The 12916-nt window shown below is 35.5% G+C and carries 11 protein-coding genes; 5 read left to right on the forward strand and 6 right to left on the reverse strand.

Annotated elements, in window-relative coordinates:
* Positions 1 to 64: 64 nt before the first annotated feature.
* The 3 genes from KMW28_RS17910 to KMW28_RS17920 all read right to left on the reverse strand — a co-directional run bounded on the left by KMW28_RS17910 (position 65) and on the right by KMW28_RS17920 (position 4165).
* Positions 65 to 1279 carry an HD domain-containing protein gene (locus tag KMW28_RS17910; RefSeq protein WP_169662984.1) on the reverse strand — a complete coding sequence of 405 codons (1215 nt, stop codon included), beginning with the start codon at positions 1277 to 1279 and terminating at the stop codon, positions 65 to 67.
* A gap of 5 nt (positions 1280 to 1284) precedes the next feature.
* Positions 1285 to 3030 carry an OmpP1/FadL family transporter gene (locus KMW28_RS17915; protein ID WP_084005963.1) on the reverse strand — a complete coding sequence of 582 codons (1746 nt, stop codon included), beginning with the start codon at positions 3028 to 3030 and terminating at the stop codon, positions 1285 to 1287.
* 115 nt (positions 3031 to 3145) lie between these two features.
* On the reverse strand, positions 3146 to 4165 hold the full coding sequence (locus tag KMW28_RS17920) for a hypothetical protein (RefSeq protein ID WP_169662553.1): 1020 nt from the start codon (positions 4163 to 4165) through the stop codon (positions 3146 to 3148).
* A 196-nt stretch (positions 4166 to 4361) separates the two neighbouring features.
* On the opposite strand from KMW28_RS17920, the gene proS reads away from it, so the two are divergent.
* From proS to KMW28_RS17935, 3 genes are all read left to right on the forward strand, one after another.
* The gene (proS, locus tag KMW28_RS17925) at positions 4362 to 5837 is read left to right on the forward strand and encodes a proline--tRNA ligase (protein WP_066212225.1); all 1476 of its coding nucleotides are present in this window, start codon (positions 4362 to 4364) and stop codon (positions 5835 to 5837) included.
* A gap of 130 nt (positions 5838 to 5967) precedes the next feature.
* The gene (locus tag KMW28_RS17930) at positions 5968 to 6600 is read left to right on the forward strand and encodes a NeuD/PglB/VioB family sugar acetyltransferase (protein ID WP_169662985.1); all 633 of its coding nucleotides are present in this window, start codon (positions 5968 to 5970) and stop codon (positions 6598 to 6600) included.
* A 187-nt stretch (positions 6601 to 6787) separates the two neighbouring features.
* A complete protein-coding gene (locus KMW28_RS17935) occupies positions 6788 to 7759 on the forward strand; it encodes a radical SAM protein (RefSeq protein ID WP_169662986.1) in 972 nt (323 codons plus the stop codon).
* Here the strand turns inward: KMW28_RS17935 and KMW28_RS17940 are convergent.
* From KMW28_RS17940 to serS, 3 genes are all read right to left on the reverse strand, one after another.
* Positions 7756 to 8973 carry an acyloxyacyl hydrolase gene (locus tag KMW28_RS17940; RefSeq protein WP_169662987.1) on the reverse strand — a complete coding sequence of 406 codons (1218 nt, stop codon included), beginning with the start codon at positions 8971 to 8973 and terminating at the stop codon, positions 7756 to 7758. The two genes, KMW28_RS17935 and KMW28_RS17940, sit on opposite strands and share 4 nt — an antisense overlap.
* A gap of 150 nt (positions 8974 to 9123) precedes the next feature.
* Positions 9124 to 9381 (reverse strand): 30S ribosomal protein S20, encoded by a 258-nt coding sequence (gene rpsT / locus KMW28_RS17945; protein WP_066212218.1) that lies wholly within the window; start codon positions 9379 to 9381, stop codon positions 9124 to 9126.
* A 140-nt stretch (positions 9382 to 9521) separates the two neighbouring features.
* Positions 9522 to 10796: a serine--tRNA ligase gene (gene serS, locus KMW28_RS17950; protein WP_169662988.1), complete on the reverse strand. Its 1275-nt coding sequence runs from the start codon at positions 10794 to 10796 to the stop codon at positions 9522 to 9524.
* Between the two features lie 102 nt (positions 10797 to 10898).
* Here serS and KMW28_RS17955 point away from each other — a divergent pair, with 102 nt between their 5' ends.
* Positions 10899 to 11702: a sulfite exporter TauE/SafE family protein gene (locus tag KMW28_RS17955; protein ID WP_169662989.1), complete on the forward strand. Its 804-nt coding sequence runs from the start codon at positions 10899 to 10901 to the stop codon at positions 11700 to 11702.
* The gene (locus KMW28_RS17960; RefSeq protein WP_169662990.1) at positions 11678 to 12895 is read left to right on the forward strand and encodes a hypothetical protein; all 1218 of its coding nucleotides are present in this window, start codon (positions 11678 to 11680) and stop codon (positions 12893 to 12895) included. The genes KMW28_RS17955 and KMW28_RS17960 overlap by 25 nt, the downstream gene beginning before the upstream one ends.
* Positions 12896 to 12916: the final 21 nt, after the last annotated feature.

Below are 12916 nucleotides of genomic sequence, written 5' to 3' on the forward strand. Positions count from 1 at the left end.
TTATTTCTTTATCAGAATATATTAAATTTTTGATCTTTATTCGACCAACGAACAAAAAATCATGCTAAGATACAACTTTGGGTTGGCATAGATAATATTTTGTGACAATTTTAGTTAATGCCTCTATGTTTGATAAGTCAGATGCATTTGAAATATCTAATATATCGCCACTTTTCATTTTCACCTTAATATTCTGTTTATCAGAAGTATAAGCAGCATTACTTACCTTTCCATGTAAACATAAATAGCCAATTTCTTCTTCAGAAAAATTTTTATCCAACAGTGATTTTTTTACTGTATCAATCTTATTTTGATCAAATTCTTCATGTGAAAGTTCACAATCAAATAATTTCCTTTGTAAGATCCCTTTTACCAAAACTTCTAAAACCCTATCTCCAGATGTTTGCCAAGATTTGATAACATTCCAAATATTGTAATCATCTAATTGTAAATAGTGTTCTAAAATTTTAGGATCACTTTCAAAATTCTTTTTAGAAATAGAGTTTTTTAAAAAAAAGCCCAAGTCAGGATCACACATCAATTCCTTACCTTGTTCTATTAAATATTTTGCTCTTTTTATTATATTCTGAAGCATCAACTCTGCAGCTAGGCCTGTTCGATGTAAATAAACTTGCCAATACATCATTCTTCTAGCATTTAAGAAACGATCGATGCTGTAAATTCCTTTTTCCAAAATAACAATCTCATCATCATGAACATCAAGCATTTTGATGATTCTATTTGCACCCACACTTCCCTCGATCACACCAGAAAAGAAACAATCTCTTTGTAAATAATCTAGTCGGTCCATATCCAACTGACTAGATACCATCTGATGAAAAAAATGTCGAGGATACTCACCCGTGAACATTTGAATTGCCATATCTAACTGACCATCCATCTCCTTATTTAATTGATGCATTAAATAAAGAGAAAGCTCTTCGTGATGAACATTTAATAAGATTTTTTCTAATGCATGTGAAAAAGGACCATGCCCAACATCATGAAGTAAGATAGCAATCATTGCTGCTTCTTTTTCCTCCGCAGAAATTGATGTCCCTTTTCTTGCCAATGATTCTATGGCAGATTTCATCAAATGCATGGCGCCCAAAGCATGACTAAAACGAGTATGCTGTGCTCCAGGATATACCACACTCGAACAACCCATTTGCTTTATTCTAGTCAATCTTAAAAAAATGGGATGATTGACAAGCTCTAAGATGAGATCTGACCCAATGGATACAAAACCATAAATAGGATCATTGATAATTTTATACATAGTAATTAAAAGCGTTTTCCTATACTAAAAATCACCTCAGTACGAGAATTGGTAATATCTGTAATAGGATAAATCAAAACTGTATTGCCGTTTTCATCAACAAAGTTGGCATCTAATTGATATGGGCTATGTAAACCTTTCCATTGAGAATATATTACTGCCATATCTATATAGAATGCTTTATTTCTATAACCTAAACCACCAGAGTACAACATTTTACTTTTATCTACTCCAAGGTTGTATTCTTCTTTTTGTGGATCTTGATAGAAAGCATATCCTGCTCTTAGGTTAAAGTTTTTATTTACTCTAAACTCTCCACCCAACCTAATATTGACTGTGTTTCTATACTCCTCATTTAGGATTTCATTATCACCTTCTGTATTATCAGGGAAACCGTCACTATATGGCCCATAATAGGTTTTCATTTTATTGATCTTCATTGCAGTATAACCAACATATTCTACATCAACCGTTAGGAAACCTTTTTTCCCAAAGAAAGTAGAAAAACCGCCAGATGCTCTCCAAGGAGTATTCATATTATAAGTGGTTCTTATTTCTTCATGTCGAGCTGATCTTCTACCATTGTATTTGGCATCAACATCAGATGCATTGGGATTATACAATGGTTTTCCTTCTGGGTTGTAAACGAAAGAAGGATCATCACCTGCAAAATGAGCATCTTGATATTTAGCATCATTCCAAATGTAATTATTATAATCTCTCGTCATAGTTGCTGTGTAAGTGTCTTCCATTGTATGCCATGTAGGAGATGTAATTGTTGCCCCTATACGTAATGCATCAATTGGTCGCCATATCACACCGGTTTGGAGATTAATACCCCAACCATTGGTTCTAAAGTCCTCATTCAAACCAAGATATGTTAACTGACTATCTCTTAACTCTACATAAGAAGATGTTTTGTGATAGTTGGTATACTGAATACCTACCTTTGCTCCTATATAGAACTTATCGTCATAATTTGCTCCATAGGCAAAACTGGTTTCGTATTGACCACCTCGAGTTTCTTCTACTTGAGTTCTTGATGATACAGGCGTGTTTGTAAAACCATTTTTATCTCTATCCAAGATATAGTAATAATTATAGCTTTCGTCATCATCACCATAAATTGGTTTGATTAGATCTAGATAATAAGCCATTTCATCTAAAGCAATAAAAGGATAACCTTGATTATAAAAGCTTTTAGCTTCGTCAAGTCTAAACTTTTCTACTCCAAATGCTGCTTCTTCCAAATAGTTCAACATTGATGTACGATTCGTACCATCTTCTGTGTAAGAAATATGTTGGTTATAATCAGCCAATCGGTTAAATGATATTGAAAAGGCTCCTCCTCTCCAACCTGCACCCTTACCGTTATCAGAAACACTTGCGTGATCCCAAACGATACCAAATTCTGGTAAGAAAAATTTTGACGCATTACCGGTACCTGATGTACCCACCCCACTAGCTGAAGAACCTGTAAAGCCCATACCAGCTGAAAAATGATATTCTGATTTTCTTATAAAACCCAAACCTGCTGGGTTTAATACACCATGCGAAAAGTCACCACCAAGCGATACTCCAGCACCTCCAAGTCCTCTAACCCTGGCTGTACCCATTGGATTTTGCTGCGAAAAATTCACCACATCTTTATAAAACCCAGTGGCAAGATAAGTTTGTCCATTAGTACCCATCGATACTAAAAAAAATATCGTTAAGATGAATAATTTTCTCCCTGTTAGATTATTTATCATAAGTATTTGTGATAATTATTTAGAAAAAATGATAGGAGATAGTTGTTTTTAGTTATTGAATTTAAAAAAAGGATGCTTCGGGTAGAAACATCCTTTTGCTCATATATAAGTGAAATTATCTTCTTCTGACTGATCTACCCGCAGAACCAGAACTTCTTCCTGCACCAGAAGAAGGTGAAGCTCTGAAAGATGATCCTCCAGAATTATAAGAAGGTCTTCCGTAAGAATTGTTATTAAACGGATTTGAACTTCTTGTGTTATTGTATCTTTGTGATTTACTTGGCGTTCCTGCTGATCTAGCACCAGAAGAAGCCGTCGAAGGTGTTCTGTATCTTGATGGATACTTTAAACCTTTATTCGATTGTGCTAAACCTCTATTTCTAACACTGTTAGCATATGCTCTTTGTTCAGGAGACTGAGTAACATGGATTGGTCTATAACCCCAACCCATACCTGGATAACCCCAACCCATGCCAGGGTAGCGGCCAGCCATCATTGGATCGTACCAGCCCATACCTGGGTAACCCCTACCGTAGCCAGGGTATCCCATACCCCAACCCATGCCTGGATAACCCATTCCATAACCAGGGTAACCCATACCCCAGCCCATACCTGGATAACCCATGCCATAACCAGGGTACATTCCCATACCCATGCCCATGCCAATTCCTAAACCAAGTTGAAAAGCTGAATTATTTCCGAATCCTATACCAACACTTGTACCAGTACCAAATGTACCTGCACTCATGCCTATATTAATAGAAGGATTTGAGAAAAATCCACCTTTTTTAGATGTTTTTCCTGCTTGTTCGGCGATACTCATTCCTTGAGTAGCTTCCATGTAAGCATTTCCTTCTGTAGGTATTGATGAAGGAATTACTCCTTCTTCTGTTACATAATAATTATATCCATATCCAGAACCTGCACCGTCTGGATTAGAAAATCTACTTTGTGGGTTTTGTCTTTCCGGTGTAGCTGGAAAACTATGCATCCCCATATCAACTGGAACAGCTGCAGGCTTTGCACTTAATACCTCTCTATCCGCTTTAGTGAAGTACATATCATCAAACTCTTGAGCTTGTGCAGAAGCGACGATGAATAGTGTACTGAGAGCGGTGCATATCCATTTATTCATAATAAACGTAGTTACATCGGTTTTTAATCAATATGAGGTTAAAAAATTATTATATTTGCAAACCTCTTGTCGAAGCATGATTAGGTTTCTGTTTAGCTTCATTACAAATATAACAATTTTAAGCTAACATTCCCTAACTTTATCTCTACAAGAGAGTTAAAAGAGGTTATAACAATTTACAGATAATAAATATATCATGGCAAAAGGCTTACCGAAGAGAGGCGATGATCACTCGGCGTGGTACAACGAGTTAGTAAAAAAGGCAGATTTAGCTGAAAACTCAGCAGTAAGAGGCTGTATGGTTATCAAACCTTATGGTTACGCTATCTGGGAAAAAATGCAACAAACATTAGACAAGATGTTCAAAGATACAGGACACTCTAATGCTTATTTCCCTTTACTTATCCCGAAATCTTACCTAAGCAAAGAGGCTGATCACGTAGATGGTTTCGCCAAAGAATGTGCAGTAGTGACTCACTACCGTTTAAAAAATGCTGAAGATGGATCTGGAGTTGTTGTTGACCCTGAAGCTAAACTAGACGAAGAATTAATCGTACGTCCTACATCGGAGACTGTTATTTGGAGTACTTATAAAAACTGGATCCAATCATATAGAGATCTTCCTTTATTAGTCAACCAATGGGCAAACGTAATGCGTTGGGAAATGCGTACTCGTTTATTCCTAAGAACTTCTGAATTCTTATGGCAAGAAGGTCACACGGCTCACGCTACTGAAAGAGAAGCAATTGCTGAAACAAAACAAATGTTGGAGGTATATGCTGATTTTGCAGAAAACTTTATGGGTGTTCCAGTGGTAAAAGGTGTAAAAACTGCTAATGAACGTTTTGCGGGTGCGGTAGATACTTTCTGTATTGAGGCAATGATGCAAGATGGTAAAGCATTACAAGCAGGTACTTCTCACTTCTTGGGTCAAAACTTCGCCAAAGCATTTGATGTAAAATTCTCAGATAAGGACAATAAACTAGAGCATGTTTGGGGTACTTCTTGGGGTGTTTCTACTCGTTTAATGGGTGCTTTAATCATGGCACACTCAGATGACGAAGGTTTAGTACTTCCTCCAAAATTAGCTCCTATCCAAGTGGTTATTGTACCGATTTATAAGGGTGAAGATCAATTGGAAGCTATTGCTGAAAAAATCAAACCAATCCAAAAAGAACTTCAGAAATTAGGAGTATCTGTGAAATTCGACGATAGAGATTCTCTTCGTCCAGGTTTCAAATTTGCTGATTGGGAATTAAAAGGTGTTCCCGTTCGTATCGCAATGGGTCAGCGTGACTTAGAAAATGGTACTGTAGAAATTGCTCGTCGTGATACTAAAGAGAAAAATACGTATCAGCTAGATGGTATTGTTGAAACAGTTCAACAATTATTGGAGGATATCCAAGAAAACATCTTCAAAAAAGCACTTGATTATAGAGATACACACATCACTAAAGCAGATACTTTTGATGAGTTCAAAGACCTTTTAGAAAACAAAGGTGGATTTATATCTGCTCACTGGGATGGAACAACAGAAACAGAAGAAAAAATCAAAGAATTAACAAAGGCAACAATTCGTTGTATTCCTTTAAATAACGAGCAAGAAGAGGGCAAGTGTATTTACACTGGCAATCCTTCTACTCAACGTGTGCTTTTCGCTAAGGCATACTAATTCTTGATCAAAATATATTTTCATGGATAGTACTCGTAATTTACTTGTACTATCCTTTTCTTTTAAATAAGAACATGATTAAGTTTATATATTAATCAGGTTCGATTAGAATATATCTTCAGAATAAATTATGGAATTAAATCCAGTAATCATCATTGGTGCAAGCGGTTTAGGTAAAGCTGCTCTTGATATCTTTAAAAGCCAAGGAATAATGGTGTATTGTTTCCTTGATGGCAATGAAGAACTTCATGGTGCGGAAATAGGGGATGTTACCGTAATGGGTGCTCCTACCAACGATTTCTTGAAACATATTGGTAAAAAGTGCGATGCTTTTGTTGCTATAGAAGAGTTAGACACTCGTCAGAGTATTATCAAAGTAGTAAAGGAACGCCGTAAGGTGATGCCTGTAAATGCGATCCATAAAGATTCTAGCATCGCTGAATCTGCATTTATTGGATACGGCAACTTCATCAACGCTGGAGCTAGAATTGGATCTGACGTAAAAATGGCCGACCACTGTATCGTTCATTCCAATTCCGTATTAGAACACGATGCTCAATTGGATGAATTAGTAACAGTAGGCTCTGGAGCTATTATTGGTGCCGGTGCTCAAATTGGTAAAGGTGCACATATTGGTTCTGGTGCTATTATCGCTCCTAATGTAATCATTGGTGAAGGTGCTCAAGTAGGACCTGGCTCACTTGTTATGATGGAGGTTAAACCTAATACTACTGTATTTGGTATGCCTGCGAAAGAAATATAATTAGGTAATAACTAATAGGTAGTAGGTAATAAGAGTTCTCAAAACCATCTCTATTATCTACTACCTTTTTCTTAAAAAGCAATTATAGCTTTTACCTAACTATAAATACATCAAGTAATAAAAATAATAGCGAGCATTCCTTCCCCTATTACCTATTACCTATTACTTACTACTTATTACTTAAACAATGCGTCTCATCTCCCACCCTGTACTCTGCAACTATTACGTCACCTACAGGTGCAATGCAAAATGTCATTTTTGTGATATTTGGGAAAAGCCATCTCCTTACATTACCCTTGAAGACGCAAAAGCCAATTTTGAAGATTTAAAAAAATTAGGGGTAAAAGTAATTGACTTTACTGGAGGCGAACCACTTCTTCATCAACAACTCCATGAATTACTAGCATTGGCTAAAGATTATGGATTCATCACCACAGTTACTACCAATGCCTTACTTTATCCTAAAAGAGCAGAGCAATTAAAAGGGTTGATAGACATGCTTCACTTTAGCTTGGATAGTTTCGATAAAGAAAAACATGATACAGGACGAGGAGTAGCCTGCTACGACAAAGTAATTGAATCTATTGATATTGCTCGATCATTAGGGGAACGTCCCGATATTCTATTTACGGTCATGCCTGATAATTTAAATGAAATATCGGATGTTTATCAAAAAATCTCCAAGCCGAATGAATTAATCCTAATCCTCAACCCCATTTTTGAATATGATTCGATTGGCAGTCAATTATCCACCGATCAATTATCTGAATTAAAACAATGGGGAAAGAAAAAATGGATTTTTCTAAATGATGCTTTGATCGATTTAAGATTAGATGGAGGAAATAATATACATCAGCCTGTATGTAAAGCAGCAAGTAGCAGTATAGTTATATCTCCCAAGAACGAATTGATATTACCTTGCTATCATTTAGGTCAAGATCATTTTCCTATTGAAAATAACTTACACACCCTTTATAACTCAAAAAAAATTCAGGCAATCATTCCTAAAGAAGGACGATTACCTGAATGTGATTCTTGCACGATCAATTGCTATATGCAACCGTCGTTTAGCGTAAATATCAATAAGTATTTTTGGAAATCCCTTTCCAGTACATTTAAATACAATTGGTGGAAAGGAACATGGAAAAACCTATTCTAAACTTTCTTCTTACCATACATTCTAAACCCTACACCCCACTCTACAAAGTCAGCAATAAAGCCGCCAGGTGTTTTTAAAGCCAAGTGTGCGAATACCTTTCTTGTGATATCGTAACGACCACCTACTCTACCATACCAGCCTCCACGGCCTTCAACATGAATTAGCGGTACACCAACTTGTGTTACTAAAGTAAACCTATGAATTAATAATTCGTGAGAGACATGAATACCAGGGTACCACAATCTACTTTCTGGAACTCCATTCGAATATTCTGGTTTGTTTTGATACTCTTCGACCAAAGAACCATCTCTGAAAACATCTACACCAATACCAAATTTACCTTTATGTGAATAGTGTCTAGCTACATCAAATGCTAAGGTAGCAACACCATAGTATAATTCTCTATCTTCAATATCATAAGGCGATGTACTCCAACCACCTGCAGCAAACATATAATATTCCCAATACGGCTTAAATTCTGGTAGGTTGTAATCAATATATTTAGGTCTAGGATCTTGAGTTTTAGCTAAACGCTGTCCTCCTTGCTTTGGAATGTAAGCATTAAAGTTATACTTCAAACCAGCATTTAGACCATATAAGTTTACACCTTTATTAGGTGTTCTTGTTCTTCCGTTTGAAAAGTGAGTAAATAAGAAGCCAGTTGTAAGGTCTAATCTTCTTGATAATTTAAACTCCCCTTCTACAGAAACAGTAAAATAGACATTAAAATCACTACCAATTGCCGTTTGTTCTGGATTTTCTTTAGGATCGTATCCAAAGAAATCATAAGCCAAACCAACCCCTAAATCATAGTTTAGGCTCCACTTGTTATATCTTTTAAAAGGGGCATTGAAGAAACCATAAACTGCAGAAGGGCTACCTAGAATATTAGCTTCTGGGAAGAAGGTAGCTTGGTATAAACCAAAACCATAACTCGGGTATCCCATTAACTTTTGCCATCTCTTTCTTCCATAGCCTTTCCAACCAACTCTAAGTTCCATGGCACTGAAGTAATTATTTTCTATTTCTTCTAAACCATCCACCCCTGTAGAGAAATGTCCTCCAAAGTGAAACTTAGTTTGAGCGAACATATATCGCGGATATGTTTTATTTGTATCCGTTGTATCGGCTTTCAAAAAATCTACAGTTTGAGCATTAATAACGATTGAAAGCAATACAAACTGAAGAGCAAGTACAATATGCTTGAAGTTCATAGTATATTAAAAAATGAGTTGTTAAGTCAACAATCAAGGTGTCAATTCCTTGATGATGAAATTAGATTGATAGTACAAAAATGAAAAAAGCCAAGATTAAATCATAATCTTGGCTTGAATGTTTTTCAACGTAAACGTTGTGATTCTAAATTAAGCAGCAAGTTTGTTAACGTGCTTAGCCAATTTAGATTTTTTATTAGCTGCGTTCTTGTTATGAATGATGTTACGCTTAGCTAACTTGTCAATCATAGAAGCAACTTTGCTGTACAACTCAACCGCTTCAGCGTGGTCTTTAGTGTCACGTAAACGTTTCACAAAAGTACGAGTTGTTTTAAGTTGATATCTATTTCTCAAGCGCTTCGCCTCATTCGAACGAATTCTCTTTTTAGCTGACTTATGATTTGCCATTATATATCTATATTTAAAATTCTAAGATTAAGTCTGAAATCAGTTTTCACAAACCTCTCCCAAACGGAATGCAAAAATATTATATTTAAAATTAAAATACAAGTACTTGGTAAGTTAACAACGATAAATATTACTATATATCAGTCAATTAAATCAAAACCAGTATATTTTTGCAGTACTTCAGGTACTAAAATTCCTTTTTCAGTCTGATTATTTTCTAAAATTGCAGCTAAAACTCTTGGTAAAGCAAGGGCTGAACCGTTTAAAGTATGCAACAATTGAGTTTTCTTATTATTGTCTCTATATCTCAATTTAAGACGGTTTGCTTGGTAGTTTCCAAAGTTACTAATTGATGAAACTTCCAACCATCTTTCCTGAGCAGCAGAGTAAACTTCTAAGTCGAAGCAAAGATTAGCGTTAATACCTAAATCACCACTACATAATAATAACCTTCTGTATGGTAAACCTAGTTTTTCTAAAAGAGATTCTACGTGTTTTACCATTCTTTCCTGAGCAGCAGCTGAATCTTCTGGCTTTTGGATCTCAACAATCTCTACCTTATCAAATTGATGCAATCTATTTAGACCTCTCACGTGTGCCCCCCAAGAACCCGCTTCACGACGGAAACATGGTGTATGCCCTGCCATTTTCTTTGGCAATTCATTTTCTTGAAGTAAGCTACCTCTATACATGTTGGTAATTGGTACTTCAGCAGTAGGAATCATGTATAAATTATCTGCTTGCATATAGTACATCTGACCTTCTTTATCTGGTAATTGACCTGTACCATAACCCGAAGCTTCGTTGATTACGATTGGAGGTTGTACCTCAAGGTAACCTGCAGAAACTGCTTCGTCTAAGAAAAAGCTAATTAAAGCTCTTTGCATACGAGCTCCTTTTCCTTTGTAGAATGGGAAACCAGCACCTGTTACTTTATTGCCCAATTCGAAGTCAATGATATCATATTGCTCGATCAGGTCCCAGTGAGGTTTTGCTCCTTCCGCTAAAGTAGGCTTTTCTCCCTTTTCATACATTACCTCATTTTCTTCATCAGATTTTCCTAAAGGAACAGAAGGATGTGGAATGTTAGGAATGTGGTATAATTTATTTTGAAGACTTTCTTCTAATTCAGAAACCTTTGTACTTAGTTCTTTTGCTTTCTGCTTGTTTTCGGATGCTGATGCTTTTGCTTTTTCGGCTTCTTCTTTCTGACCGTTTTTCATCAACATACCGATTTCTTTAGCAGATTTGTTTGCTTCAGCCAAGGCGTCATCTCTGTCTTTTTGAGTTTGACGTCTTTCCGCATCTAGAGATAGTACTTCTTCTACTACTTCTTCTGCATTTTCGATATATCTTTTCTGTAATCCTTGGATTACTTCTAGTTTATTTTCTGATATATATGAAACTAATAACATTTTTGGCTAATTTATTTGAATTTCAGCCACAAATATAGTTAACTTTTAGTAGGCTTACTCACTAAATATTTCTTAAATAAAGATTTATCCTAAAAACTTTCCATGGATTATCATTCTTTAGACCCATTATTACTCATCGCCTACATTACAACCGGAATTATAGCAGGTATTGTTAACACATTAGCAGGAGGTGGATCCTTATTCACCTTATCTTTATTAATGTTCCTAGGAATGCCTGTTGGCTTAGCAAATGGTACAAACCGATTAGGGATATTATTCCAAAATGTAACAGGAACCTATACTTTTAAAAAAAGTAACCTATTAGACATACCTTCTTCGATGAAGTATGTTATCCCCTCCTTATTGGGTGCTATCGTTGGAGCATTAACTGTTTCTGATATTGACGAAAAAGTTCTTCAATACATTATTGGTACATTGATGCTACTAATGCTTTACCCCATATTAAATGAAAATAAAAAGGGAGTCAATTTAAAAGTAACTGCAACCCAAAAACCTCAATACACATTTTGGAGAGACAATATCATATTCTTTTGTATAGGCTTTTACGGAGGTTTTGTTCAGGCAGGAATCGGTATAATGATACTTGTTAGTGTATCTAATTTAGGTAAAATGACTCTCATTAGAGCCAATGCTATAAAAATGCTAATTATTGCTGCTTATACTCTTCCTGTTTTTATAGTTTTTGTTATTAAGGGACAAGTTGTTTGGCTAGCAGCACTATTATTAGCTGTAGGCCAAGTTCTAGGCACATGGTTTGCAGGTAAAATAGCATCGAAGTCTGATAAAGTAAACATTTTTATACGATGGTTACTTGTCATAATGGTTGTGATTTCGATTTTTAGAATGTTTGGAATACACACATGGCTAATAGATCATCTGACATAACACTATACAAGATTCTTTTATTTTTCGGGCTATTTTTAGTTTTAGCTACTACGGGATCTTATGCTCAAAAAAGAAAAGATCATACTAAAAACTCAAAACAGCACAATAAAGAAATAAAAAATAAGAAGTCTCGATCTAAAAAAACGAGAACGAAAATAAGCAATAGTAACCCTTACGAACAAAAAGGAAATCCGAATAAACAAAGACAAGCAATTACTAATAAGGATAAAAAAAGTAATAGTAAGTCTAAAAGAAAAACGGCTGCTTCTCAAGAGGAATCAAAAAGCACCTACAAAATGAGTGGCAAAAGGGATTATCATACGAATTCATCCAAAAAACATAATAAATCAGTAAATAAAGATTTTAAGGATGAAAGAAAGAGTAATGAGAAGAAGGCTAAGTTTTATGAAAAAGAAATGGCAGCTCCTTCTCAACCAACCAATAGAAATAGGGAGAGTAATTCTTCAAATCAACATTTGGATGAACAAAAAACAAGGAAAGGTGTAAAAAACGCAAATAAGGTAGAACCGGAATTAAAATTCTCGAATGATGCGAGAAAACAAGTTTCCAAGGATATGAAAAAATTTGAGCCTTATGTGAATGTTGATCCAACCAATAAATATAAGGCAGTAAATAAACATAAAAATAACCCTCAGGAAATTCGAGTTCCTAAAAACAAAGGAAAACAGATTCAAAAAGATTTTTCAGAGAGTAAAGGATACTACATAAGAGTCGAAAAGAAGCCTGGTAGAAAAGTAGGTAGAGATGCCGCTAACCACGAAGGTGCTTATGTAGTTGTGGAAAAGCAACCAGGTAGAAAAGTAGGTAGAGACGCCGCTACTTACAAAGGAGGATATGTGGTTGTAGAAAAGAAACCTGGACGAAGAGTAGGTAGAGATGCCGCTCAATATAGAGGTTATGTTGTTGTGGACAGATCGAGAAATCGAAAGATTGCTAGACAAGCAGCAAACTTTAAACCTAATTATGTAAAAGTAAAACAACAACTTTCTCTTACTAAGATGTATTACGGTAAAGGAAGAGGTAAAAATACAGGTAAGCAAATACAACGACAACGATTTGCTCCCCACTTTAAGAATGTTCATAACCCTACTATAAAAGGAAAATCAAATTCCATGAAAGACAAACCTTCGAAGTACACTTATGACAAGGGGGAAGCTGAGATTTGGAATTAAAAAAAGAGGATAGCTCAATTT

The sequence above is a fragment of the Flammeovirga yaeyamensis genome, from assembly GCF_018736045.1.
GTDB lineage: Bacteria > Bacteroidota > Bacteroidia > Cytophagales > Flammeovirgaceae > Flammeovirga > Flammeovirga yaeyamensis.